Raw genomic sequence first — 24,514 nt, 5'->3', positions numbered from 1 at the left:
CGACCTGCCCATGCTGACCGTCGCGACGGACGCGATTTCGACGGCCTGCGATGGTCGTGAGTTGACAGGCCAGACCGCCTCCATCAGTTTCCGCCGCCGTTTGCCGGACTACCTATATTCGCCAGATTTGCCGGAAGTCATTGAATGAACGTTGTTGTTGTCGAATCGCCCGCCAAGGCCAAGACCATCGGAAAATACTTGGGCAAGGACTATGAAGTGCTTGCCAGCTATGGGCATGTCCGCGACCTGCCGCCCAAGGACGGGTCGGTGCGCCCCGACGAGGATTTCGCGATGGACTGGGAGATCGACTCCCAATCGGTGAAGCGCATCAAGGCGATCGCCGATGCGGTGAAGCAAGCCGACCGGCTGGTCCTGGCCACCGACCCGGACCGCGAAGGCGAAGCGATCTCCTGGCACCTGCTCGAAGCGCTGACCAAACGCCGCGTTCTCAAGGATGTCGAAGTCCAGCGTGTAGCCTTCAATGCCATCACCAAGACCGCCATACAGGAAGCGATGCGCCATCCGCGCGCCATCGATATGGAGCTGGTCGACGCCTATCTGGCACGCCGCGCCCTCGATTATCTCGTCGGCTTCACCCTGTCGCCGGTGCTTTGGCGCAAGCTGCCCGGCGCGCGTTCCGCAGGACGTGTGCAGTCGGTTGCCTTGCGCATTGTTTGCGACCGCGAGCTCGAGATCGAGAAATTCCGCGCCGAGGAATACTGGACGGTCGATGCCGATCTCGTTTCCGGGTCTTCGTCCGCCTTCCGCGCCAAGCTCGTCACCTTTGAAGGCGAAAAGCTGAAGAAGCTTTCGATCAAGGACCGTGCCATGGCGACCGCCGCGGCCGAAGCCATCAAGGCGGCCGACCTTGCGATTTCCGCGGTCGAAGCCAAACCGGCCAAGCGCAATCCGCCGCCGCCTTTCACCACCTCGACCCTGCAGCAGGAAGCCGCCCGCAAGCTGGGTTTCAACGCCCAGCGCACGATGCGCACGGCCCAGAAACTCTATGAGGGCGTCAATATCGGCGGCGAGACGGTCGGTCTCATCACCTATATGCGGACAGACGGCGTCGACATGGCGCAGGAAGCGGTCAGCCAGGTTCGCGACGTCATCTCGCAGCGCTATGGCTCGCTTTATTCGCCGGGCAGCCCGCGGGTTTACAAGTCGAAACAGCGCAACGCGCAAGAAGCCCACGAAGCGATCCGCCCGACCAGCTTCTCGCGCGCGCCGGAGGATCTGCATCTCGATGCCGACCAGTCGCGGCTCTACGAGCTGATCTGGAAACGCGCTGTCGCCAGTCAGATGGAAAGTGCCCGCTTTGAGCGCACCACGATCGATATCGAGAGTGCCGACAAACAGCTGGCCTTGCGCGCCACCGGTTCAGTGCTCCTCTTCGACGGCTTCCTGACGCTCTACCAGGAAGGCCGCGACGATGAGGATGAGGAAGGTGAAACCCGCCTGCCAAAAGTCGAGCAAGGCGCCTCGGCCGAAGCGCAGAAAACCCATGCCGACCAGCATTTCACCCAGCCGCCGCCCCGCTTCACCGAAGCCTCCCTGGTCAAGCGTCTGGAAGAGCTCGGCATCGGCCGGCCGTCGACCTATGCTTCGACGCTGACCGTGCTGCGCGAACGCGAATATGTTCGCATGGAGAAGAACCGCTTCATTCCCGAAGACAAGGGCCGCGTGGTCACCGCATTCCTCGAGAATTTCTTCGAACGTTATGTCGAATACGACTTCACGGCCGATCTTGAGGATCAGCTCGACAAGGTCTCGCGCGGCGATCTCGACTGGAAAAAGCTGCTGCGCGATTTCTGGACGAATTTCTCCGGTGATGTCGAGAAGATCGGCGAGCTGCGCATCGGCGAAGTGCTCGAAGCGCTCAACGAGGCGCTGGCCCCGCATATCTTCCCCGAGAAGGAAGACGGTAGCGATCCGCGCCTCTGCCCGTCCTGCAATGAAGGCCGGCTGTCGATCCGGCTCGGCAAGTTCGGCGCCTTCCTCGGCTGCTCGAATTATCCCGACTGCAAGTTTACCCGCCCGCTCGGTGCCACCGACGAAGCCCCCGCCGCGGAAGGCGATGGCGCGCTGGGCGAGGATCCGGACAGTGGAGAAACCGTTTATCTCAAGGATGGCCGCTTCGGCGCCTATGTCGAGATCGCGGTGGCCGGCGAGGAAAAGCCCAAGCGTTCTTCCCTGCCGAAAGGCTGGAGCAAGGACGATGTGACGCTGGAGAAGGCGCTGCGCCTCCTCTCGCTGCCGCGCACGGTCGGCCTGCACCCTGAGGATGGCGACGTGATCGAAGCCGGACTCGGCCGTTACGGTCCGTTCGTCAAGCACGGTAAGCTTTATGCGAACCTGCCCAATATCGAGGAAGTCTTCGAGATCGGCCTCAATCGGGCGGTGACCGTTCTGGCCGAGAAGAAGGCGTCCCGAGGCGCGCCGCAAGCCCTGAAAGACCTCGGCGAACAGGACGGCGAACCGGTCCGCGTGATGAATGGCCGCTACGGGCCCTACATCAAGTACAAGAAGACCAATGCGACGATCCCGCGTGGCACCGATCCGGAGTCGATCGATCTCGAGACCGCGATGAAACTGGTTGCCGAAAAAGAAGCCAAGGGCGGCAAGAAACCGGCGCGCAAGAAGGCACCGGCAAAGAAGAAGGCGACGGCCAAAAAGAAGGCGACGGCGAAGAAGGCGTGAGCGACAAGCACAAGTCCGGCGGCAAATCCCTGACCCGAGAGGCCGTGATCGAAGCCATCCGCGTCGGCCAGGGCGAATTCGGAAAACGCGAGCTGGCGCGCGCCCTGCGCCTGAAGGGCGATGACCGGGTCGCGCTCAAGCATTGTCTGCGGGAATTGCTCGACGACGGCTTGATCCGGCGCGAAGGCCGCAATGCCTATGCACTCAAGGACACGCTGCCGAATGTCACCGTAGTCGTCGTCCACGATCGCGACACAGACGGCGAATTGCTCGCGCGCCCGGAAAAATTCCGCGGCGATCCTCCTCTCATCCGGCTAGCCCCTGGCGAAGGACTGGGCGGCCGCGGACAGCCAGCATTGGGCGTCGGTGACCGCGCACTTGTTCGCCTCGAGCCCGAGCCGGACGGCGCTTATGAAGCGCGCCTCATCCGCAAACTGGGCCAGAGCGCTCACAAGCTGTTGTGCGTTCTTCACAAGTCGCGCGGCCAGCCGCGGCTGAAACCCGTCGATCGCCGCTCGCGGCACGAGCTGGTGCCGGCGCGGGGCGAAGCCGAAAAAGCCAAGGACGGCGATCTCGTCCTATGCCGGCTGGGTCGCCAACACCGCTACGGGCTGAAGACCGCCATCATTGAGGAAGTCGTTGGCGACGTTAATTCGCCGGGCGCCGGCAGCCTGATTGCTTTGCATGCGCACAGCATTCCGACCGGCTTCTCCGAGAATGAACGCGACGAAGTCGAGGATCTCGAACCCGTGCGGAAAGGTCACCGCACCGACTTGCGCGACCTGCCGCTGATCACGATTGACCCGGACGATGCACGCGATCACGACGATGCCGTCTGGGCGATGCCGGACGACGACCACGACAATGCCGGCGGCTGGAAAGTCATGGTCGCGATCGCCGATGTTGCGGCTTATGTTCGCCCGGGCTCCGCAATTGACCGCGGGGCTCTCAAACGCGGCAATTCGGTGTATTTGCCGGACCGGGTCGTGCCGATGCTGCCCGAGCGGCTGTCTAACGATCTCTGCTCACTGCGCGAGAATGAGGAGCGTCCCTGCCTCGCAGTGGAAATGGTCTTCGACAAGTCCGGTCGGAAGCGACGACACTACTTCATCCGCGGCTGGATGCGCTCTGTCGCCAAATTGTCCTACATTGAAGCCCAGCAAGCCATCGACGGCCAACCCAATGGCAAGACAGAGCCTTTGCTGGAGCCCGTGCTCCGTCCGCTCTGGGGCGCTTACGGCGCGGTGCGCAAGGCACGCGAAGCCCGCGGCCCGCTGGAAATAGATGCGCCGGAACGCCGCGTCCGGGTGGGCGAGGACGGCAAGGTCACCGGCATCGAAACCCGCGACCGCTTTGATGCCCACAAGCTCATCGAGGAGTTCATGATCCAGGCCAATGTCTGTGCCGCGGAAACGCTGGAACAGACCGGCCGCCCTCTGATCTACCGGGCGCACGAACCGCCCAGCCTCGAAAAGATGGAATCGCTCGCCGACTTCCTGTCGACAATCGACATGAAATGGTCGAAGGGCGAGCCGCCGCGTCCCGACCGTTTCAACCGGCTGCTCGCCCAGGCGCGCGATACCGAACATTACGAGACAGTCAACGAAGTTGTATTGCGCAGCCAGTCGCAAGCGGTCTATTCCATTGAAAATCCAGGACATTACGGACTGAATTTGCGTAGGTATGCGCATTTCACCTCGCCCATCCGGCGTTATGCCGACCTCACCGTGCACAGGGCGCTGATCCGCGGCTGCAAGCTTGGCAAGGACGGCCAGAACGATCACGAGGCTTCGCAGCTGGAAGCCATCGCCGAGGACATCTCGGGCCTCGAACGCCGCGCCATGGCGGCCGAACGCGATGCCACCGACCGCTTCATCGCCATGTATCTGGCCGAACGCGTCGGCACCGAATTCGACGGCCGCATCACCGGCGTCACCCGCTTTGGCGTTTTCGTCCGGCTCGCCGAAACCGGGGCGGATGGGTTGGTCCCGATCAGCCGGCTGGGCGATCAGCGCTTCCACCACGATGAAAGCCTGCACGCGCTCGTCGGCGGCGAAACCGGTGAGCTTTACCGCCTGGGCATGCCTGTGACAGTGCGGCTAGATGAGGCCACACCGGTTACCGGCGGTCTGCTGTTTGACATGCTGACCCCGCCCGAACCCGGCCCCAAGCACGGCCGGGGCCGAAAGGGCGGCCAGCCCAAACCGGCATTCCGCAAAAAACGCTCGAAAAAACACGGGCGCCGCCGGTGACAAGCAAGCCACAGCGCGCATTACGGCCGAAACTGGCCGGCACACTCATCCTGACGCGGCAGACAAAGCGCGGCCGGGAAGTCCTGATGGGACGCCGGTCCTCGAAGCATGCCTTTATGCCCGAGCGTTATGTCTTTCCTGGCGGACGCGTCGACCGCGCCGATCACTACGCTCCGCTGGCCGGCATGGTGCAAGGCGAAGATGAGGTCTGCTTGCAGCGTGTGCTGGGCGAGCGCCGGGCCCGCGCCGCCGCGGCCGCCGCCGTCCGCGAGACCGCCGAAGAGGCAGGCCTGCTCATTGGACGCCCCGGCACGGTCGCAACGCAACACCCGAACTGGACGCCCTTCCGCTCTGCCGGACTGCAACCGGATGCCAGCGCGCTAAAACTGATCGCGCGGGCGATCACGCCGCCGGGGCGCGTGCGCCGCTTCGATGCCTGGTTCTTCCACGCCGACGCGGACGCCTGCGTGACGGGTCGCGTCCCGCGGGAGACCGACGAATTGCTCGACATCCGGTGGGTCACTCACAAGGAAGCTGAAACGCTGCCCCTGCCCCACGTTACACGCTTCGTGCTCGGCGAACTCGAACGGCGGCTCAACAATCCCGCAGCGCGTCCCCGGCATATCAGAGAAATGGCAAGACGGATGAGGATCGATCCGCTATAGGCGCGGCCATGATCGCAGACTGGTTAATCTCGCCGGAACACGGCCGCTTGCGGTCGCTAATTTCCGCCATTCTGTGCGCCACCCTGTGCGGATGCGGCTTCACCCTGCTCATGCCGGTGATGGCGCTCAATCTGGAAGCGATGACCGGATCCGGCGTTATTGTCGGCTTGAATGGCGCGGCCGCGGCGCTTTCGACCATCATCGCGACGCCCTTCATTCCCCGGCTCATGGCCTACTTCCGCGGCCGCACGCTGATCGTGGTCAGCCTTGTGCTGAGCGCGCTAACCGTGCCGCTCTTTCCGCTTTTCCCGTCAGTCTGGCTCTGGTTCGCGCTGCGGTTTGCGATGGGATTCGCGTTGACGATCATTTTCGTGGCTTCGGAAACCTGGATAAACCAGATCGCACCGCCGGAAAAAAGGGCCACCGTTCTCGGGCTTTACGCGACCGCGCTGGCGGCCGGCTTTGGCGCCGGCGGGCTGTTGCTCGCCGCCTTCGGTTCAACCGGTTGGGCACCGTGGCTCGCGGCCTTCCTGCTGTTCGGCGGCGGCGCCATCCCCATCATGTTGCTGCGCGGCCCGGGTATTGAACAGCCCGATCACGCTTCGGCCGGTGTGGTAGCCATGATCCGGGCGGCGGGGTTTGCGCCGGCGGCGATCGGGGCTGGCCTATTGTTTGGCGCGACCGAAACCATCTTTTTCTCGCTTTTCCCCGTGTATGGTGATCGTATTGGCCTGATCGATGCCAATATCGGCTTCATGATGGCCGCCGGAGCGCTCGGCGGAATCGCGCTTCAGGCGCCACTGGGACGGCTAGCCGACGCCATCGGCCGGCTGCGGGTCGCGATCATGGCGACCTGCGCCTGCGTCATTGGTCCAGGGCTCATCTATCTCGCCGGCGCCAGTCCTGCGGCTCTCTATGTCGTCATGTTCGCCTATATCGGTACGGCGACGGGGCTTTACACGCTTGGCCTTGCCATTATCGGCGAACGCTTCGACGGCGGCCGGCTGCCGCCGCAAATGCGGCCTTCGTCATGTCATACGGGATCGGCTCACTCTTCGGTCCGGCCATCGGCGGCGGTGCCATGGATGTCTATGATCCGCATGGCGTTCTGGCCGTCACCAGCGGCCTCGCACTGGCCTATCTCGGCTTCCTCGCCATACGGCATTTCACGCGGAAGCAGCAGTTGACAGGGGAAACGCCTTGAGTATGTTCCGCGGCTCGTTCGCCGGATCGGTCCGCCGAGCCGTCATGTGCATCAGGGATAATCGTCATGGCTAAGCCGACAACCATCAAGATCCGTCTCAATTCCACGGCGGGAACCGGCTATTTCTATGTGACCAAGAAGAATGCCCGGACCATGACGGAAAAGATGGTCGTCCGGAAATACGATCCGGTTGCGAAAAAGCACGTTGAATTCAAAGAAGGCAAGATCAAGTAGCCTTTAAGGCGCTTGTCTTCAGGCCGCGCGGCTAGCTCCGCTCTCGACGACAACCTTGTTTCGCCCCGCCGCCTTCGCGCGATAAAGCGCATGGTCGGCACGCCGCATCACCGCATCCACATCTTCGCCCGGCAGGATCTGGGCAACGCCGATCGACACGGTCACGTCGAGCGCGCCACCGTTTTCCGGCAACAAGAACGGCGCTCCATTGATCGCGGCGCGCAAGCGCTCCGCACCGGTGCGCGCGTCCGAGATACTCGCCTCGGGCATCAACACCACAAACTCCTCGCCGCCGAAGCGGCCGGCCAGATCGATGGCCCGCAATTGCCGGCGCAGGCGGTTTGCAAATTCCACAAGAACCGCATCCCCTGCTTCGTGGCCGTAAGTGTCATTGACGCGCTTGAAATGATCGAGATCGGCGATCAGCACCGATGCCGGCATTTCGCCGGCCGTTACCATCATGGCGGCTTGCTGCAGGCGTGATGATATGTAGCGGCGATTGGACAGCTCGGTCAGCGGATCGGTCACCGCCATCTCCAAACTGTCTTCAAGACGTTCGCGCAACGTATCCGCATAGCGTTTGCGGCGAAGCTGGGTCCGGAGCCGGGCGTTCAGCTCGCCGCGATCGATCGGCCGGTTGACGATATCATTGACGCCAAGATCCAGCGCCCGCACCGAACGGGCAACTTCATCTGGATCAACAATCGCGATGATCGGCAGGTTCCGGGTTTCATTGTTGGAGCGGATACGTGCGCAGGTCCGCAACGCGTCATAGGCCCGTGTCGTGAGGTCGACCAGCACGAGATCATATCCGTCGGCAGCCTGGCGAACGGCCAGTTCCGGCGAGATTTCGCTGTCCACATGAAGACTGTCGGGCAGCTTGGCCGAAATGTGCCGGATGACGCGTTCCTCGCCGGCGACGATCAGCACCCGGGCATCATCGACCAGCTCGGGCGCATCTTCCGCCACCGAAAGGCCGCGCTCTTCGGCGTTTTCTTCACGCAGGCGCAGCTCGTCGAGCAATTCCTTGAGGCGCAGCAAAGACCGGATGCGCGCAAACAGCGGCAGATTATCGACCGGCTTGGTCAGGAAATCGTCCGCGCCGGCTTCCAGGCCGCGCACGCGGTCTTCGGGTTGATCCAAAGCGGTGACAATGATCACCGGAATATGGCGGGTTCTGCGGTCGGCTTTCAGCCGGCGGCAAGTCTCAAAACCGTCCATGCCCGGCATCATGACGTCCAGCAGGATGACGTCAGGTTGGTCCGAAACCGTACGCTCGATGGCTTCCGGCCCGCTGAAAGCCGTCACGACCTCGAAATACTCGGCCTTCAGCTTGGCTTCGAGCAGCCGGACGTTCGGCTCTTGATCGTCGACGACGAGGACGCGCGCACTCATGCGGCCTCCTCGCCAAGGAATTGGCGGATGGTCTCGATGAAGACCGAGACGGTGATCGGCTTGGACATGTATGCTTCGCAGCCGCCCTGGCGGATCCGCTCTTCATCGCCCTTCATGGCGAAGGCCGTCACCGCAATCACCGGAATGGGTGCCAACTCATCGTCGTCTTTCAGCCATTTGGTGACTTCAAGTCCGGAAACTTCCGGCAATTGAATGTCCATAAGGATCAGATCGGGGGCGTGTTCGCGGGCGAGATCCAACGCGTTCAAGCCGTTGTCCGTGCCGACCGTCTCGTAGCCATGCGCTTCGAGCAGATCGGAAAAGAGCTTCATATTGAGCTCATTGTCCTCGACGATGAGAACCTTCTTGGGCATGACTTGAAGCATGACGCCGCCGCATTCCCGTTTTTATAGATGCGCGTGGCGCATCCACCGTTTCACCCCGCTCGCATTAAGCCAGATGTTCCTTAATCAAGGATGAGTCGCCGCCGAACTTTTCTCCCTTTTCGGAACAAGATAAGAACAGGAAGATAATCATAACCGGGCAGGATACGGAAGCATGGATCGGATCGGCGTCGATTTGGGCGGCACGAAAACCGAAGTCGCGGTGATCGATTCGCGTGGTCAGACACACTTTTCTGAGCGCGCGCCAACGCCGCGCGACTACAATGCCAAGATCAGGCTGATCGCCGAGCTCGTTCAAAAAGCCGGTCAGGCCGCCGGGAGTGATTCGCTGACCGTGGGTATCGGCCATCCCGGATCCCTAAATCCGCAGACCGGGCTGATGCGCAATGCGAATTCAACGGAGCTCAACGGCTACCCGCTGGATCGCGATATCGAACAAGCCCTCGGCCGCGCGGTCCGCTGCGCCAATGACGCCAATTGCTTTGCCCTGTCGGAAGCCCGCGACGGCGCTGGCAAGGATGCCGGCAGCGTTTTCGGCGTTATTCTCGGAACCGGTGTGGGCGGAGGGATCGTCGTCGGCGGTCAGCTGTGGGAAGGCACGAGCCGTCTCGGCGGCGAGTGGGGACATACCGCCCTGCCCTGGCCGTCGCCCGCAGAAGTGCCGGGGCCGGCCTGCCAGTGCGGTTTGAAGGGGTGTCTGGAAAGCTGGATTTCCGGACCCGCAATCAGTGCCGATCATCTGCGCGCGACCGGTGAAACATGCTCCGCCGATGAAATCATGGCCGCCGCAGAAACCGGCGACCAAGCCGCCCAATCGACACGTGACCGTTTTGAGGACCGGCTGGCGCGCGGCCTGGCCACCGTCATCAATATTCTTGACCCGGAAATAATCGTTCTCGGAGGTGGCCTGTCGAACATTACCGGTCTTTCGGCGCGCGTCGAACGCCGCCTGCCGGCCTATGTCTTTTCCGACCAAGTCACGACACGTATCCGCCGCAACGCGCATGGCGACTCGTCCGGTGTACGTGGAGCAGCCTGGCTCTGGCCGCTGCCATGAACACCGATCCGGGATATTGCGGCGCCTGTCTGGCGCCGGCCGGCGATGACGAGACATGTACCTCATGCGGCCAGCACCGCCTGCTGCGCCACCCGGAAATCAACGCGCTGTCGATCGCCCATATTGATTGCGACGCCTTCTATGCCGCGATCGAAAAGCGCGATGACCCTTCGCTGGAGGACAAGCCCGTCATCATCGGTGGCGGCAAGCGCGGCGTGGTTTCGACAGCCTGCTATGTCGCCCGGCTGTACGGTGTGAAATCCGCCATGCCGATGTTCAAGGCGCTCAAGGCCTGCCCGGATGCGGTCGTTATCAAGCCGCGCATGTCGCTCTATGCCGAGGAGGGCCGCCGCATCCGGGACATGATGAAGGACATCACCCCGGTCGTCGAACCACTCTCAATCGACGAGGCCTTTCTCGACTTGACCGGCACTGAACGCCTTCACGGCGCGCCTCCGGCGCTGACGCTTCTGCGCCTGCAGCGCCGCATTCATGCCGATATCGGTATCACGGTTTCTGTCGGGCTGGCTTACAATAAGTTCCTCGCTAAGACCGCTTCCGATCAGGACAAGCCAAACGGCTTTTTCATACTTGGCCGCAGCGATGCACCCGATTTCCTGCGGCGCCAGTCAACGCGGGCAGTTTACGGCGTCGGTCCGGTATTTGCGGCCCGCCTGGAAAAAGACGGCATCAAGACGCTCGACGACGTGCTGAAACGTGGCGAAAAGGCCATGGCCGAACGTTATGGCGATAGCGGTTATCGGCTGGTGCGGCTGGCGCGCGGCGAGGATTACCGCCGTGTATCCCCGGATCGCGGCCGCAAGAGTGTCTCGTCCGAGACGACTTTTTTCGACGATATCGCCGACCCGGCGGAGCTGGAAAAACGGCTGTGGCGGCAATGCGTTCGTGTTGCCGACATGGCCAAGTCGAAAGAGGTTTCCGGCTATGTCGTGACCCTGAAACTGCGGACCGCGGCCTTCAAGATCGTCACGCGGCGGCGCACGCTCACCGAGCCGACGCAACTCGCCGATACGCTGTTCCGCGTGGGGCGTGAATTGCTGGCAAAGGAAGCTGACGGCCGGAAATTCCGCCTCATCGGCATTGGCATTTCTGATCTTGTGCCAGGCGGATCCGACCCGCTCGACCTCCTCGATCCTGACGCCCCTAAGCGCGCGGCAGCAGAACGCGCGATGGACAAGGCCCGTGCCCGCTTCGGCGAGGACGCTGTGATCAAGGGGCGCGCAATGCGCCGTCCGCGATGACGTTCTCGAACCCGGCATAGATCTGCGGCCAAATCGCCGCGCTGCGGCGGCGCATCAGCCCTTGGTGACCGATATTGCGTAGACCGTGATCGGCCGGCCGCAACCAGATCTCCTGCTTTGGTGCCGATGAATACAGCTTCAGGATATCCGGCGTTGTGCGCGGATTGGCGATCGGATCGTCCATCACGCCCCATGACTGTATCGGTGCTTGAATCTGATCGAAATAGTGCGGTGCAAGATCGTCGAGGACCTCACCGAAATACCCCGGCTTGAAGCACCATTGCCGCCAGAGTGTGTAGACATGACGCGGCAACGCGGTCCCGCCCCAGGCGCCGCCGCCCGGTATATAGCCCTTCAGGGCAAGACAGGCGGGTCCGTAAACAAGCCAGAAAAACAGGGCCATCGGGCGGTAATGCCAGGCCGACTTGCCCCAATATCCCGACCCGACATTGAGAAAGGCATGGCCAGCCGCGTTCAGCCCGATAGGCGAAAAGCCGACGAGATGACCGCCGACGCTGTGCCCCAGCGTGAAGAACGGTTTTCCGGGCACCAAGGCCATGGCCGCTTCGCCCGCCGCCGTCATATCCAGCCGGCCCCAGTCCAGCATGTCCGCGCCAAAGCCTTTCAGCCCCGAGGCCGGTACAGAGCCAGCAATGCCGCGATAGTCATAGGTCAGCACCGCGAAGCCGCGCTCGGCTCCGGCGCGTGCCAGCCGCGCGTAGTATTCCTTGGGAAATCCCGTCCCTGAACTCAGCAAGACGCTGGCCTTCGGCACCTCGGGCAGAAATGCCGTTGCGGCCAGTTCGAACCCGTCCGCGGCCGTTACCGTCAGGGACTCTTCACGCACCGTCATATCTGCTCCGCTCCGCCGCCGGATCGTAAACATGCCGGATGACCTGCGCGTCAAGTCAAGCCGCTTGCCTCCACAGCGCGGCGGTGTACGAGTGGGCGCAATCAAGGGAGAGCTTCATGAGCGACGCCGAACAACGTCTCGCGGATCTGGGATTGTCGCTGCCGGACGCGGCAGCCCCGGTCGCCAACTATGTGCCCTACGTAAAAAGCGGCGCTCAGGTTTTCATCTCCGGGCAGATTTCGCTCGGCCCGGACGGTTTAGTGAAAGGCCGACTCGGCGAGACCATGAATGTCGAGCAGGGCCAGGCTGCGGCCCGACTGTGCGCGCTCAACCTGATCGCCCAGCTCAAGGCCGCGCTCGGCGGCGATCTGTCACGCCTTGTGCGCGTCGTGAAGCTGGGCGGCTTCGTATGCGCAACGCCGGAGTTCGAAGCCATTCCGAAGGTCGTCAACGGGGCGTCCGATCTGATGGTCGAGGCCTTCGGCGACGCCGGACGTCACGCCCGGTCGGCCGTCGCCTGCCCGGCTTTGCCGCTCGGCGCAGCGGTTGAAGTCGATGCGATCTTCGAAGTCCGCTAGCGCATCAGGCGGGCTTGCAGGCGGCCAATGCCGATAAAGGCCAAGCTGGTCAGCGTGAACGCTAAAATCATTCCGGCGAGTTGATAAGCCACGCCTTCATACCCAAGCGCATTCACGTCGAGAAACGGATAGGGGTAAAATCCGGTCACCGCGCCCTTGATCAGGGTATAAGCGGTGTAGGCCATCGGATAGAGCTGCCAGACAAATGCCTGCGCAAAGCGCGCCGTCCGCGCCGGAGCGCCCAGCAGCCAATCCAGGAAAACCAACAGCGGCACCACCGTGTGCAGGAGCTCATTCGCGAACCATTGCAGGCCTTGCGGATCATGATCGGCGGCCAGCAGCAGGTGATAAACCGCCCCAACGAGCACGATATACCCGGCAATCGCGGTTCGGATGTCGTCCCGTTCGAATAGCCGCCCCAGCGCACTGTCCGGCCGCAGCGCGTTCGCGCCCCAGCCCAGCGCAACGACAGAGTTTGTCAGGATCGTGAAATAGCTGAAATACCGGATACTGGCACCAGCGAGGCCGATATCGGCACCGGCCACAAATGTGAAATACTGGATGATGACGGCAACCAGGGCGGTCAGCGCGATCCCCGCGCGAATGCCGCGCCTCATGCCGTCATGCCGCCGCAGACCTTCAGCGTCGTACCGTTGATGTAGGACGCCTCGTCGCTCGCCAGGAAGGCGACCGCGGCAGCGACTTCCTCGCTTTCGCCATAGCGGCCCAGCGGCACCATCATCTTCTGCAACTCGGCATTCTGCCCGTCGGCCGGATTCATGTCGGTATCGATAGGTCCCGGCTGGATCACATTGGCGCGGATGCCCTTCCGCCCGAATTCACGGCCAGCCGCACGGGTAATCAGTTCGACCCCCGCCTTCGAAGAGGAATAGACGCCCACGCCCGGCATCTGGGCCGCATCGCCGGCCACCGAACCGATGGTGACGATGGAACCGCCCGCGGACATCACTTTATGGGCCGCGCGCAGTCCCTCGAACACCGCCGTCAGATTGATGGCCAACATCTGGTCCCAGACTTCATCGGAGCATTTCGACAGCGAGGTCAGCGGATAGACGCCGGCATTGTTGACCAGCACGTCCAGTCGCCCGTAGCGCTCGGCGACATCCGCGATCAACGCCGCCGTTGCACCGCGTTGCGCGGCGTCGCAATGAAGCGCTTCCGCCTTGCGGCCCATGGCGCGGATCTCTTCGGCGACCGCCTCGGCCTTGTCCTTTGAGCCGCCATAGGTCAGGACGACATCGGCGCCCTCGCTCGCCAAACGCCTGCAAATCGCCGCCCCGATCCCGCGTGAACCACCGGTGACCAGCGCCACCTTGCCCGCAAACCTGTCTGTCATGTCATCCCTCCCGACTGCATGCGACATTGGCCCGTTTCACAGCGATTGTCATCGCGCCTAGATTGATCTTCTGCTTTTGGCGCATAGACTGGTGCGAAGCGAATACGCCGGACCTTCGACATGAAACTGTTTTTACACGCCCTGCTTGCCGGCCTGATGGCCGGAGCCGCGGCCTTGGCGCAATCGCCATCGCAGGGCTCGCAGCCCGCAGATACGACTGTGATCGCGCTGGATTCGCGCAGCGAAGCCCGCCTCGACGCTGGCGAACGCGTTCGCGTCATCGTCCAGTTCGATCTCCCGCAGATCGCCTTTGACGGGCTTGACCGCGAAACGCGCGATGCGATGCGCATGGAGGCCATCGATCAAACCGGAGATAGTATTCTCGTTGAGACATTCGGTGCGAGTTCGACAGCGTTGTGGTATGCAGACACCGGCTATCCGCAACATGTAAGGACATTTAGATATACGCCAGCCATGGTGCTGATGCTCAATAGCGCCGAACTTGGGCGGCTGCGAGCCAATCCGCGCGTAATCCAAGTGCAATCGGACGGCCTCGATCGGCCGCACCTCAACCAAACACTTCAACAGATAGATGTATTCAGCGTTCATCGCGCAGGACTCCGGGGCGGCAACTCGGTCATCGCGGTACTGGATACTGGAATTCACTACGATCACCCCGCGTTTGAAGGACGCATCCTTGATTCAGCTTGCTTCTCCACGACCAGTTCGGCGGACAGCTCAACGAGCCTTTGCATTAATGAGGCAAGCTCCGACACATTGAGTGCCGAAGCCGCCCAAGCCTGTGAAACCGTCGGCAATAACAATGAATGTATCCATGGCACGCACGTGGCCAGCATTGCCGCCGGCGCTGCCAATCGGCAATCCGAATTGGGCCCCTATTATCTCGATGGCGTCGCGCCCGAGAGCGGGTTGATTCCGATTCAGGTATTTTCGTCATTCCGCGATCCAGAATTATGCGGATCGCAATTGCAGTGCGTGCTTAGCTATCGTTCTGACCAGCTCGCCGCGCTGGAATGGCTTTACAACAATCGCGAAAGCACTGGGCTCTCGGTCATAAATATGAGCCTCGGCGGCGAGGTTGAATCGGGTGCCTGTCCCACGGACATCCGCGCTTCGATCATTGCAACAATGCGTGCCCAACGCATCGCAACTGTAGTCGCGACCGGCAATCAAGGCAGCTACACGGGAGTCAGCGCACCTGCCTGTATTGAGGAAACGATCGCCGTGGCCGGCGTCAGTTCCAGCAATATTCAATCTGGCAATTCCGGATACCTGACCGATGTGACGGCACCGAACCGGGTGACCGCGGCCGGAGACCCGGCATCGGGAAACCTCACGCTCTCGCTTTCAGGCACATCTATGGCCGCGCCGCACGTCGCGGGTGCTGTCGCAGTGTTAATGACGGAAGTGCCGGATGCCACCGTCGACGCCATCGAACTCGCGCTGGAGCAGACCGGGATCCAGTCATTTCCGGCCGGTCACCACCTGCATCCAATCATCCAGGTGGCACCGGCCTATGCACAATTGGCCCCCGATTTGATTGAGGTCATCGAACCACCAACGCGGCATTTCGTACGCCAGTTCAACATGGTCGGATCTGACGCGCCGATCCCATTTCAGTTCCGGAATACCGGCGACCGGTCACTTGCGTGGCATGTTGAAACTCACCGCCATGACGAAAACCACGTCAGCATCACGGGTGTAGACGTACAGCGCGATATTTTCGATCGGCGATTGTTGAGCGGAACGCTCGCGGCAGGCCAAACGATGACGGTCTGGGTCCGGCCGGTCTCATTATACGCCGATAGTGATATCGGATTCGATTTTATCGGTGGCGGGATTGCCTATACCGGCCTCGTCACCTTTGAGGTGTCGTATCCGGAGGCCCCGAATGATCGCGCCGCGGCTGCCCGACATATTGACGGCCATATTTTTCATATCACGACAAACGCAGCGCTCCCCTCCTATGAGCCGGGCGAAACCGAGGTCGCGGACCAGCCGGGCAGCGTTTGGTTCACTTGGCGGCCGGGGGTTTCATCAGCGCTAAGACTGACGGGCAACGGAACGCTGAATTTGTACACGGGTTCAATTTCGGACATCGGATCGCTGGTGCCCGTTGGAAGCTCGACCGGAGACGCGCGAGATACGACCATTTCTTTCGTCGCAGAAGCTGATCAGACCTACGTCATCCGCTTGGTGCCATGGAAGTATCCACACGAAAACTACGTAACCATCGCGCTGGAGAGCCAATTCGACGGCAATGAAATTGTAGGAGATGAGGTTACACGAGCTGGCGTTCTTCCGGGACGCTCCGGGCTCGTCGCTCCAAGTGTGTTGGACATTGGTGGGACGACAGCCAACGAAGACGATCTCTATTTCGTAAACGGGGAAAACTACCAAGCGTGGTTTCGCTGGGTCGCCCCCTACACCGGATTGTTCGTCTTGAGCGACCAGCATCCCTATCAGCCGCGAACAGGATTCGTGAATTCTTTCGCTGTTTTTCACCGCCGCGACGGTTCGTCATCCGATGAACTTGGCGATCCGTCCGGGCTGGAACGGCTGGCGGGAACGAGTTTGCCGAGCGGCGAGGCGTACGTAGCCGAGGGATGGCCGGACCGCCGACTGGCTGTCGATGTCGAGGAAGGCCGAACCTATTGGATCAGGGTCGGCGCAACCCGCGGTCGCCAAAGCATGATGTTTACTTACGGCAGTGTGGACCAGCTCGCGAGCCGCTTGTTCGGATCTGTTCTTCCCGAGAGACGTTCAGTCCGTTCAGGGCGCGCCGTTACGACATTCATGACGCTGATTAATCCACCCAATCAGGCGCAAACGGCCACGAATTGCCGTATCTATGCGCATCTTCAAGACGATTCAGTTTTGGGACGCCGGATCACCAATCTTTCCTACTGGCTGACTGACAGCCAGAACCAGCCCGTTGGCCCGATCGATCCAAGTTTTAACATTCCGGTCGGCGAGGCGAGGTCGCTCGTGCTTTCCGTCGACCCGCCTCTGCCGACAAGTCGTGATGTGGTCTTTATGACCATCTGCGACAACGTACTTCCCTATTTCGGCGACGTCGATGCCTTCGGCAAGTTTAGCTATACGACGGCCAACAGACCGCTGTCAGACATTGTGTCGATTGCTGCAACCCCGAGCGCGGACGGTATTCTGAATGTCGAGAACGGTCGCACCCGGGCATTTAGCGTGGCCGCGGTCAACATCGGCGATCATGGCCCGCGTATCCGCGTCGAACCACGCATCCCGGCGCTGACCGGTACTGACCGGCAACCCGCGGCCAGCTTCGCTGTGGAAATCTGCGAGACGAATCCGGCAACGGGTCGGTGTCTCACAACCCGCTCGGCCACTATTGATACGCTATTCGAGACTGACGCCGTCAAGACGTTCACCGTATTTGTGACCACTTCCGGATTTGGTGCGTATTTTTCGCCGCGGGATTTCCGCGTGGGAGTCGAGTTTGAAGCTGTGTCGGAAGAGGGCGCCGTCGAAACACGGCGCAGCGCCACTTCCGTCGCTGTCCGCCTGCTCGGCGATCAGTAACCACCTTCCCCTGCCGCGTCTCACCGCCTATCTCCGGAACCGATGACCGGGCTTTCTCTGCGCACGCTTTCCAGCCTCACCGAGGTCGATAAATCCGCTTGGGACTTGGTCGCCAATCCGGAGGGTGAGCCTTACGATCCCTTCCTGTGCTGGGACTTTTTGCACGCCCTCGAGGCCAGCGGGTGCGCCACAACCGAAACCGGCTGGCAGCCCGCCCATATTGTCGCGCAAGCCAAGGACGGCGCGCTGCTCGGCGCGCTGCCCGCCTATGCCAAAGCCCATTCATACGGCGAATACGTGTTCGACCATGCCTGGGCGGACGCCTATGAACGCGCCGGCGGGCGCTATTACCCGAAACTCTTGTCCGCAATTCCGTTCACGCCGGTCACCGGCCGCCGTCTGCTGTCGCCCGATGAGACGGTGCGCGAAGCCCTCGCCCGCGCCGCCATGCAGATCGCGGAGCAAAACCACCTCCCCGTCTGGTCGATGAACTTTCCGGGCTCCGGCGATCTTGAAACCGGCGGTCGCCTCGGCCTGCTGCACCGTATCGACCGGCAATATATCTGGGAGAATGACGGCTATCGCTCCTATGATGACTTCCTCGCGGCGCTCGCCTCGCGCAAGCGCAAGGCGCTCAAGAAAGAACGCGCGGCCGCCAATGCTGACATCGAGATTACCGGTCTGACCGGTGACGATCTGCGCCCCGAACACTGGGACGTCTTCTTTGCCTGCTATCAGGAAACCGGCAGCCGCAAATGGGGCCAGCCCTATCTCAATCGCGACTTTTTCGACCGGATCCACCAGGCCATGGCCGACCGCATCTACATGGTGATGGCGAAGCGCGGCGGGCGCTATTTCGCGGCGGCGCTGAACTTCATCGGCTCGGACGCGCTCTACGGCCGCTATTGGGGCCGGCTCGCCAACAGCCCTTTTTTGCATTTCGAACTCTGCTATCACCGCGCCATCGATTTTGCGATCGAACACGGGCTTGCCCGCGTCGAAGCCGGCGCGCAGGGCGAACACAAGCTGGCGCGCGGTTACCGCCCCCGCCCGGTCCACTCGCTGCACCATATCCCGGACGAAAACTTCCGGCGCGCCGTGGCGGATTATCTCGACTATGAGCGCCGCACCGTCCTCGCCGACATTGAGGCCCAACAGGCGGAATGGCCTTTCAAGGCAGGTCCCTGACTGTTAGCCTTAAACAATGGATCGCATGGTTCAGATCGCCGATTTCTGGTCGGCTGGAGAAGCCGCTGCCGCCGTGTCCGCGCTGCAAGCCGCCGGTATTCCGGCCGTTTGCCCCGACTATCATACCAGCCACTATCTGCCGTATGTCGGAATGGGTGCAACCGCCTGCCGGGTCATGGTCCCGGAACCGGATTTGAGCCTGGCAGCGTCCATCATCGGCTTTCGCCGCGATACCGAACACCGGCTGCATCCCTGCAAGGCCTGTGGTGGCGCCAGCCTGCAGAAGCGCAACTGGTTGATCACCCTGCCCTATATGCTCTGGATGTTGGTGACCGGAGCTTATGGATATGGACACGGCTTCTGGCTGCAATCCCGCCGCGAATGCCTGGATTGCGGGAATGAGTGGGTGCCGGACGAACATTCAACCGGCGATCTGGAAGACTACACTTCACCTGACCTTGGGGGAGCGCGGCCATGAGCCTGTCCGGCACTTATGACGATCAGAATATTTTCGCAAAAATCCTGCGCGGTGAAGCGCCGGCGATCACACTCTTCGAAGATGACATCGCCATCGCCTTCATGGACATCTTTCCGCAATCGCCCGGCCACTGCCTCGTCTTGCCCCGCGAACAGGCGCGCAATCTGCTGGACCTGTCACCGCCTACGGCAGCGGCCGCCATCCAGCGTGTGCAGACACTGGCCAAAGCGGTCGAAACGGCGCTGCAACCCGACGGCATCGTCGTCACCCAGTTCAATGGTGCGCCGGCCGGCCAGACCGTGTTCCACATCCACTTCCACATCATCCCGTGCTGGGAAAATGTTCCGCGCGGCCGCCATGGCGCCGGCCAGGCCGACATGGGTGAGTTGAAAACGCAGGCGGAGAAGATCCGGAGCGCATTGGCGTGAGGGGGCCGTTCGAGGTCCGCAAAGGCTATCGCTCGCGGCCGACCGCGCTGGCCGGTATCCATGAACAGGACGGCTGGCGGCTGAAAATCTGGCACATCACGGACGGCCCGCCGCCGCTCAAGGAGGCACGATTTTCGGATGTGCTCCGCCGGATGAATGCGGAATTGCCGATGCCGGCCGTCACGCGAGAGCGGCCCGGCGTGGGGTTCGCCATTCTCCACCAGGCCACCGGCATGGATTATGCCGTCATTGGCTGGTGGGACCGCGAGAATGAATGCCCAATCCGGGTCTTCGTCAATCTCGGCAAGGGCTGGCGCCCGGCGCAAGGCGGCGAATCGGTGTGCGTCTGGGATCTGGATGTCATCCACCGCGAGCGCGAAGCCTATGTGCGCTGGATAATCGGCAATCCGGACGGTCCGGATTTCGAGGCCTATCTGGCAGACACCCAGCCTGCCTAGACATGCGGACTCCACATGACCGTCCAGGCGCCGAAAACGCCGAGTGCCGTGAAACCGGCAGCGGCCACCATCACCGCTGACGTTGCCAGCTTGAACGTTCGCGAATGGCTGTCAGACGCGGCCAGGTAGATTTCCAGCACCGCCAGCGGAACGAGATAGCTTCCGAATGCGATGAACAGGTCGAACGGCCCATCGAGCGAACGGCTCATGCCCGCCCCGCCGGTCAGGATCGCCCACGCCATGTAGCCCAGCCGCGTGAACCAGACACCGCTGAGCAGGATGAAAGTCCGCATCGCCCAGCGGCGATGCCGGTCAATGTCGCGCTTGCGGGCGAAGTGATAAGCGACCCCGATAGTGACGAGCACCATCAGCCCGTTAATCGTGGTGCCCCAGGCACCGGTCAGTGTGAGTTGCGTGCCGCGAACCCAGATCATCCAGATACCGCCGATCGCCAGGAATGCACCGACAGTCAGATAGGTCCGCCCGGTCCAGCGATGCAGCGCCGGGAAACGCCGCCGGACCGGCGGCATCAATTGTAGCGTACCGCCAATGCAAACGACGGCGGTCAACAGCGCATGGCTGATGAAGGCGAGATTGCCGATCAGATCATCGACGGTGAACCCTTGGATCAACCCTGTTTCGTCCCAGCGTTCCCACTGGCCGCTGAGTGTTTCGGGCGCATAAGCCGCAATCACATAATAGGCGAACAGCCATTGTCCGATGACCGCGGCCAGAAACCAGAGCAAGCCCGTAGACTTGAGAAGAGTGTGAGGAGAAAGCGCCGCGGCGCGCGGTGCGGTGGTTTGATCGACCGGCATGTTTTATCCTTTCCTGCCAGCCCCGCCCTGACCGGCGGGTGCTTGCTGGAAAAGACAGTCGAACGAGCGCGCAAAAGCTCGCCGATTTGCAAATCGACCGGTATTGGGCGGTCACCTTGCTTAAACTTGGATGTCCGGCGCATTATAAGCCGCGACAATGGAGGCCGCGGGTGCTCGCATTCGGAATGACATTAAAGGGCGCTGCGATCGTGATGGCTTCGGCCTGGATTGCCGCCATTCTGGTTCGCCGCGCCTTTTCGCGGCTTCACATTGCGTGGGCCGTGTTCTGTGCAGGTCTCATCTCGGTGATGGCCATCGAGTTGATTGGCCGCAATGCGTTGGGCTTTGCCTACCCGATCCTAGCCGTGGCCAGCTGTGCTTCCTGCTCCTTCTTCTGGATCACCTCGCGTGAATTGTTCCGGCATAACCCACCCATCGGCTGGCCGGAGATCGCCATTGTTGGCGGCATTTTCTTACCCACGGTTTTTGATCAGGTCGCGCTCGTCTCAGGCCTGGACACCATCGTCGGCGATGCGATGTTGCTGACGTGGATGGAGCGCCTGGATGGTCTGCAGACCCTGTTCAGCTCCGCCGCGCTGGTGTTGGCATTCGGCGAAGGGCTGAATGGCTGGAGCGGCATATCCGACGCCGAAAAACGCGTGCGCTATGTCTTTCTCTCGAGCTTCGGCGCCGGTGTCGGCATTTGCGTGATGCTGTTCGATCACGGCCGACTCGAACTGGTGTCGCCTGGCGTGACCATGACCATTCAGGGAATCTGCGCGATTGGCATCGTCATTTGCGCCAGCATTGCCATCCTGCACCGCGCACGCCATCCACTCCCGGCGGGCTCGAGCCGCAAGGCACCCCCAGCCACGCCGAAAGAAATCGCCCTGGCACGCCAGGTCGAATCTGCTGTCGTTGAGGGTGCCTATCTCGATTCCGAGCTCAAGGTCGCCACCTTGGCCCTGCGTCTGGGCGAAAAGGACTACAAGGTCTCGCGCGCCATCGTGGCCGGTCTCGGCCAGCCCAACTTCAACCGGTTTATCAACCGCTTCCGCATTGCGCATGCACAAGAGCTGCTGCGCGATCCGGGCACCGCAAAGCGGGGCATTCTCAATATCGCGCTCGATAGCGGCTTTGCGTCGCTCGGCCCGTTCAACCGTGCCTTCAAGGAAGCGACCGGCCTTACGCCGCGCCAGTTCCGCGAACAAGAAAAGGCCGCCGCCCATTCCGGCGACGGCCTTGATACCCGTCAGGTCTACGCGGAGTAGGCCGCGCTAGCGCACCCTTTCCTTGGTCTTCTTCTTGCCGCCGCCTTTCGGCTTTTTTGGCTTCAGGCGGTCGCCCGGCGTGATATCGAAATCAAGCCGCTCATTGTCGGCCGCGTCGACATCGACCTTCACCAGGCCGCCATTCTTCAATTGGCCGAACAGGATCTCGTCCGCCAACGGCTTCTTGATGTGCTCCTGGATCACCCGTGCCAGCGGCCGTGCGCCGAACTTGGTGTCATAGCCGCGCTTGGACAGCCATTCCGTGGCTTCGTCGCTCAACTCAAACGTCACGCCGCGGTCGGCTAGCTGGGCTTCCAGCTGCAGAACGAATTTCTGCACCACGCGGGCCACGATTGGCTGGGTCAGCCCGGCAAACGGGATGATCGCATCCAGACGGTTGCGGAATTCCGGCGTGAACAACTTCTCGATCGCCGCCTGGTCTTCGCCCTCCCGCTTGTCCCGCCCGAAACCTATGGCTTCCTTGGCGGCATCGGCGGCGCCCGCATTTGTGGTCATGATCAGCACCACATTGCGGAAATCCACCGTTTTGCCATTGGCATCGGTCAGGCTGCCATGATCCATGACCTGCAACAGGATGTTGAACAGGTCCGGATGCGCTTTCTCGATCTCGTCGAGCAGGAGGACCGCATGACGATGCTGATCGACCTGATCGGTCAGCAGACCGCCCTGATCGTGCCCGACATATCCGGGCGGGGCGCCGATCAGGCGCGACACGGTGTGCCGCTCCATGTATTCGGACATGTCGAAGCGCAACAGCTCGACACCCAGGATCGAGGCCAGCTGTTTCGCCACTTCCGTCTTGCCAACACCGGTCGGGCCGGAGAACAGGTAATTGCCGATCGGCTTTTCCGGTTCGCGCAGTCCAGCGCGGGCCAGCTTGATCGCTGAGGACAACTTCTCGATCGCTTCATCCTGGCCGAACACGACATGACGCAGATCCGAGGACAGCGACTTCAGCGCCGTCTCGTCGTCCTTGGAGACCGATTTCTCTGGCACGCGCGCCATTTTGGCGACGACGGTCTCGACCTCGCGCACACCGATCGTCTTTTTGCGCTTCGACACCGGCTGCAGCCGCATGCGCGCTCCGGCCTCGTCGATCACATCGATCGCCTTGTCCGGCAGTTTGCGGTCAGTGATGTAGCGCGCCGACAGATCGACCGCCGTTTTTACCGCGTCATTGGTGAAGCGCACATCGTGGAACTTCTCGAAATACGGTTTCAGGCCCATCAGGATCTTCACCGTATCGTCCTTGCCCGGCTCGACCACGTCGATCTTCTGGAAGCGCCGCGCCAGCGCGCGGTCCTTCTCGAAATGCTGCCGGAATTCCTTGTAAGTCGTCGAACCCATGCAGCGCAGGCCACCGGACTGAAGCGCCGGCTTCAGTAAGTTCGAAGCATCCATCGCGCCGCCCGATGTCGCGCCGGCACCAATCACGGTGTGGATCTCGTCGATGAAGAGGATAGCGCCTTCCTTGTCTTCGAGCTCCTTGACCACCTGCTTCACACGCTCCTCGAAATCGCCGCGATAGCGGGTACCTGCCAGCAGGGAACCCATATCAAGCGAATAGATCGTTGCGTACTGCAGGACCTCCGGCACGTCTTTTTCGATGATCTTGCGTGCCAAACCTTCGGCGATGGCGGTCTTGCCGACTCCGGGGTCGCCGACGAGCAGCGGATTGTTCTTGCGGCGGCGGCACAGCACCTGAACGCAACGCTCGACCTCGGCTTCACGGCCGATCAGCGGATCGACCCCGCCTTCGCGCGCTTTGGCATTGAGGTCGACGCAATAGGCCGACAGCGCGTCGCTGTCCTTTTCCTCTTCGTCTTCTTCCTCCATGGCGCCGCGCACCGGCCGCGCTTCGCTTTCGCCGGCCCGCTTGGCGATACCGTGCGAGATATAATTGACCGCGTCATAGCGGGTCATGTCGCGTTCCGCGAGGAAATGCGCGGCATGGCTTTCACGCTCGGCAAAGATCGCCACCAGCACATTGGCGCCTGTCACTTCTTCGCGCCCGGCATTCTGGACGTGAATGACGGCACGCTGGATGACACGCTGGAATCCCGTGGTCGGCTTGGCATCTTCATTGTCGTCGACCGCCAGCTCGCCCAGCTCGGCATCGACGAAGGCCGTCAGCGTCGCCTTCAATTCCCCCAGATCGACATCACACGCCTTCATCACGCCGGCCGCATCCTCGTCATCGACGAGGGCGAGCAGCAGATGCTCCAGCGTAGCGTATTCATGACCGCGCTCATTCGCGAACCCGAGGGCGCGATGCAGCGTGTCTTCGAGAGCGGTTGAAAATGAGGGCAATG

Annotated in this window: 22 protein-coding genes; 15 read left to right on the top strand and 7 right to left on the bottom strand. The window is 61.9% G+C overall.

What is annotated here, in order from left to right:
• Positions 1-10 precede the first annotated feature (10 nt).
• From ACO08C_RS13755 to rpmG, 6 genes are all read left to right on the top strand, one after another.
• Positions 11-148, top strand: a complete 138-nt coding sequence (locus ACO08C_RS13755) for a hypothetical protein (RefSeq protein WP_421786368.1) — start codon at positions 11-13, stop codon at positions 146-148.
• Positions 145-2,700, top strand: a complete 2,556-nt coding sequence (topA, locus tag ACO08C_RS13750; RefSeq protein WP_421786367.1) for a type I DNA topoisomerase — start codon at positions 145-147, stop codon at positions 2,698-2,700. Before ACO08C_RS13755 ends, topA begins: the two co-directional genes overlap by 4 nt.
• Positions 2,697-4,952 (top strand): ribonuclease R, encoded by a 2,256-nt coding sequence (gene rnr / locus ACO08C_RS13745; protein WP_421786366.1) that lies wholly within the window; start codon positions 2,697-2,699, stop codon positions 4,950-4,952. The genes topA and rnr overlap by 4 nt, the downstream gene beginning before the upstream one ends.
• A complete protein-coding gene (locus ACO08C_RS13740; protein WP_421786365.1) occupies positions 4,949-5,617 on the top strand; it encodes an NUDIX domain-containing protein in 669 nt (222 codons plus the stop codon). The genes rnr and ACO08C_RS13740 overlap by 4 nt, the downstream gene beginning before the upstream one ends.
• A gap of 8 nt (positions 5,618-5,625) precedes the next feature.
• Positions 5,626-6,804 (top strand): MFS transporter, encoded by a 1,179-nt coding sequence (locus tag ACO08C_RS13735; protein WP_421786364.1) that lies wholly within the window; start codon positions 5,626-5,628, stop codon positions 6,802-6,804.
• An 83-nt stretch (positions 6,805-6,887) separates the two neighbouring features.
• Positions 6,888-7,055: a 50S ribosomal protein L33 gene (gene rpmG, locus ACO08C_RS13730; protein ID WP_330197794.1), complete on the top strand. Its 168-nt coding sequence runs from the start codon at positions 6,888-6,890 to the stop codon at positions 7,053-7,055.
• An 18-nt stretch (positions 7,056-7,073) separates the two neighbouring features.
• On the opposite strand, the gene ACO08C_RS13725 is transcribed toward rpmG, so the two are convergent.
• Together ACO08C_RS13725 and ACO08C_RS13720 are read right to left on the bottom strand one after the other, a co-directional pair.
• The gene (locus tag ACO08C_RS13725) at positions 7,074-8,450 is read right to left on the bottom strand and encodes a PleD family two-component system response regulator (protein WP_421786363.1); all 1,377 of its coding nucleotides are present in this window, start codon (positions 8,448-8,450) and stop codon (positions 7,074-7,076) included.
• Positions 8,447-8,824 carry a response regulator gene (locus ACO08C_RS13720; RefSeq protein WP_421786362.1) on the bottom strand — a complete coding sequence of 126 codons (378 nt, stop codon included), beginning with the start codon at positions 8,822-8,824 and terminating at the stop codon, positions 8,447-8,449. Before ACO08C_RS13720 ends, ACO08C_RS13725 begins: the two co-directional genes overlap by 4 nt.
• A 184-nt stretch (positions 8,825-9,008) precedes the next feature.
• On the opposite strand from ACO08C_RS13720, the gene ACO08C_RS13715 reads away from it, so the two are divergent.
• Both ACO08C_RS13715 and ACO08C_RS13710 read left to right on the top strand, forming a co-directional pair.
• Positions 9,009-9,911 (top strand): ROK family protein, encoded by a 903-nt coding sequence (locus ACO08C_RS13715; RefSeq protein ID WP_421786361.1) that lies wholly within the window; start codon positions 9,009-9,011, stop codon positions 9,909-9,911.
• The gene (locus ACO08C_RS13710; RefSeq protein ID WP_421786360.1) at positions 9,908-11,173 is read left to right on the top strand and encodes a DNA polymerase IV; all 1,266 of its coding nucleotides are present in this window, start codon (positions 9,908-9,910) and stop codon (positions 11,171-11,173) included. The genes ACO08C_RS13715 and ACO08C_RS13710 overlap by 4 nt, the downstream gene beginning before the upstream one ends.
• On the opposite strand, the gene ACO08C_RS13705 is transcribed toward ACO08C_RS13710, so the two are convergent.
• On the bottom strand, positions 11,142-12,026 hold the full coding sequence (locus ACO08C_RS13705; RefSeq protein WP_421786359.1) for a serine aminopeptidase domain-containing protein: 885 nt from the start codon (positions 12,024-12,026) through the stop codon (positions 11,142-11,144). The two genes, ACO08C_RS13710 and ACO08C_RS13705, sit on opposite strands and share 32 nt — an antisense overlap.
• 116 nt (positions 12,027-12,142) lie before the next feature.
• Between ACO08C_RS13705 and ACO08C_RS13700 the strand changes: the two genes are divergently transcribed.
• Positions 12,143-12,604, top strand: coding sequence for a RidA family protein (locus ACO08C_RS13700; RefSeq protein ID WP_421786358.1), 462 nt, complete (start codon positions 12,143-12,145; stop codon positions 12,602-12,604).
• On the opposite strand, the gene ACO08C_RS13695 is transcribed toward ACO08C_RS13700, so the two are convergent.
• Positions 12,601-13,221 carry a Pr6Pr family membrane protein gene (locus ACO08C_RS13695; RefSeq protein ID WP_421786357.1) on the bottom strand — a complete coding sequence of 207 codons (621 nt, stop codon included), beginning with the start codon at positions 13,219-13,221 and terminating at the stop codon, positions 12,601-12,603. The genes ACO08C_RS13700 and ACO08C_RS13695 overlap by 4 nt on opposite strands.
• Positions 13,218-13,961 carry an SDR family NAD(P)-dependent oxidoreductase gene (locus ACO08C_RS13690; protein WP_421786355.1) on the bottom strand — a complete coding sequence of 248 codons (744 nt, stop codon included), beginning with the start codon at positions 13,959-13,961 and terminating at the stop codon, positions 13,218-13,220. Before ACO08C_RS13690 ends, ACO08C_RS13695 begins: the two co-directional genes overlap by 4 nt.
• Before the next feature lie 120 nt (positions 13,962-14,081).
• Between ACO08C_RS13690 and ACO08C_RS13685 the strand changes: the two genes are divergently transcribed.
• From ACO08C_RS13685 to ACO08C_RS13665, 5 genes are read left to right on the top strand one after another with little or no spacing between them, the layout of a single operon-like run.
• Entirely contained in the window at positions 14,082-17,540 is a 3,459-nt protein-coding gene (locus ACO08C_RS13685) for a S8 family peptidase (RefSeq protein WP_421786353.1), read from the top strand.
• Between the two features lie 42 nt (positions 17,541-17,582).
• Complete coding sequence (locus tag ACO08C_RS13680) at positions 17,583-18,728, top strand: GNAT family N-acetyltransferase (protein WP_421786352.1); 1,146 nt, start codon at positions 17,583-17,585, stop codon at positions 18,726-18,728.
• A 16-nt stretch (positions 18,729-18,744) separates the two neighbouring features.
• Positions 18,745-19,206, top strand: coding sequence for a hypothetical protein (locus ACO08C_RS13675; RefSeq protein ID WP_421786350.1), 462 nt, complete (start codon positions 18,745-18,747; stop codon positions 19,204-19,206).
• Positions 19,203-19,634 carry an HIT family protein gene (locus ACO08C_RS13670; RefSeq protein ID WP_421786349.1) on the top strand — a complete coding sequence of 144 codons (432 nt, stop codon included), beginning with the start codon at positions 19,203-19,205 and terminating at the stop codon, positions 19,632-19,634. The genes ACO08C_RS13675 and ACO08C_RS13670 overlap by 4 nt, the downstream gene beginning before the upstream one ends.
• Complete coding sequence (locus ACO08C_RS13665; RefSeq protein WP_421786347.1) at positions 19,631-20,092, top strand: isochorismatase; 462 nt, start codon at positions 19,631-19,633, stop codon at positions 20,090-20,092. The genes ACO08C_RS13670 and ACO08C_RS13665 overlap by 4 nt, the downstream gene beginning before the upstream one ends.
• Here the strand turns inward: ACO08C_RS13665 and ACO08C_RS13660 are convergent.
• A complete protein-coding gene (locus tag ACO08C_RS13660; protein WP_421786345.1) occupies positions 20,089-20,910 on the bottom strand; it encodes a DUF2306 domain-containing protein in 822 nt (273 codons plus the stop codon). The genes ACO08C_RS13665 and ACO08C_RS13660 overlap by 4 nt on opposite strands.
• 170 nt (positions 20,911-21,080) lie before the next feature.
• Between ACO08C_RS13660 and ACO08C_RS13655 the strand changes: the two genes are divergently transcribed.
• Positions 21,081-22,181 carry a helix-turn-helix domain-containing protein gene (locus ACO08C_RS13655; RefSeq protein WP_421786344.1) on the top strand — a complete coding sequence of 367 codons (1,101 nt, stop codon included), beginning with the start codon at positions 21,081-21,083 and terminating at the stop codon, positions 22,179-22,181.
• 6 nt (positions 22,182-22,187) lie between these two features.
• Here ACO08C_RS13655 and clpA read toward each other — a convergent pair whose 3' ends face one another.
• A complete protein-coding gene (gene clpA / locus ACO08C_RS13650) occupies positions 22,188-24,512 on the bottom strand; it encodes an ATP-dependent Clp protease ATP-binding subunit ClpA (RefSeq protein ID WP_421786342.1) in 2,325 nt (774 codons plus the stop codon).
• Positions 24,513-24,514 lie beyond the last annotated feature (2 nt).

The sequence above is a fragment of the Hyphobacterium sp. genome (genome assembly GCF_965229905.1).
In the GTDB taxonomy this organism is placed as follows: domain Bacteria; phylum Pseudomonadota; class Alphaproteobacteria; order Caulobacterales; family Maricaulaceae; genus Hyphobacterium.
The sequence above is the reverse complement of the archived record's forward strand: the minus strand, read 5'-3'. Positions and strand labels throughout refer to the sequence as shown.

Bases quoted from the DNA above. Each gene is read 5' to 3' on its own strand.
- ACO08C_RS13755 (WP_421786368.1), top strand. From the start codon at position 11: ATGCTGACCGTCGCGACGGACGCGATTTCGACGGCCTGCGATGGTCGT.
- topA (WP_421786367.1), top strand. From the start codon at position 145: ATGAACGTTGTTGTTGTCGAATCGCCCGCCAAGGCCAAGACCATCGGA.
- ACO08C_RS13735 (WP_421786364.1), top strand. From the start codon at position 5,626: ATGATCGCAGACTGGTTAATCTCGCCGGAACACGGCCGCTTGCGGTCG.
- rpmG (WP_330197794.1), top strand. From the start codon at position 6,888: ATGGCTAAGCCGACAACCATCAAGATCCGTCTCAATTCCACGGCGGGA.
- ACO08C_RS13725 (WP_421786363.1), bottom strand. From the start codon at position 8,450: ATGAGTGCGCGCGTCCTCGTCGTCGACGATCAAGAGCCGAACGTCCGG.
- ACO08C_RS13720 (WP_421786362.1), bottom strand. From the start codon at position 8,824: ATGCCCAAGAAGGTTCTCATCGTCGAGGACAATGAGCTCAATATGAAG.
- ACO08C_RS13715 (WP_421786361.1), top strand. From the start codon at position 9,009: ATGGATCGGATCGGCGTCGATTTGGGCGGCACGAAAACCGAAGTCGCG.
- ACO08C_RS13710 (WP_421786360.1), top strand. From the start codon at position 9,908: ATGAACACCGATCCGGGATATTGCGGCGCCTGTCTGGCGCCGGCCGGC.
- ACO08C_RS13705 (WP_421786359.1), bottom strand. From the start codon at position 12,026: ATGACGGTGCGTGAAGAGTCCCTGACGGTAACGGCCGCGGACGGGTTC.
- ACO08C_RS13700 (WP_421786358.1), top strand. From the start codon at position 12,143: ATGAGCGACGCCGAACAACGTCTCGCGGATCTGGGATTGTCGCTGCCG.
- ACO08C_RS13695 (WP_421786357.1), bottom strand. From the start codon at position 13,221: ATGAGGCGCGGCATTCGCGCGGGGATCGCGCTGACCGCCCTGGTTGCC.
- ACO08C_RS13690 (WP_421786355.1), bottom strand. From the start codon at position 13,961: ATGACAGACAGGTTTGCGGGCAAGGTGGCGCTGGTCACCGGTGGTTCA.
- ACO08C_RS13685 (WP_421786353.1), top strand. From the start codon at position 14,082: ATGAAACTGTTTTTACACGCCCTGCTTGCCGGCCTGATGGCCGGAGCC.
- ACO08C_RS13680 (WP_421786352.1), top strand. From the start codon at position 17,583: ATGACCGGGCTTTCTCTGCGCACGCTTTCCAGCCTCACCGAGGTCGAT.
- ACO08C_RS13675 (WP_421786350.1), top strand. From the start codon at position 18,745: ATGGATCGCATGGTTCAGATCGCCGATTTCTGGTCGGCTGGAGAAGCC.
- ACO08C_RS13670 (WP_421786349.1), top strand. From the start codon at position 19,203: ATGAGCCTGTCCGGCACTTATGACGATCAGAATATTTTCGCAAAAATC.
- ACO08C_RS13660 (WP_421786345.1), bottom strand. From the start codon at position 20,910: ATGCCGGTCGATCAAACCACCGCACCGCGCGCCGCGGCGCTTTCTCCT.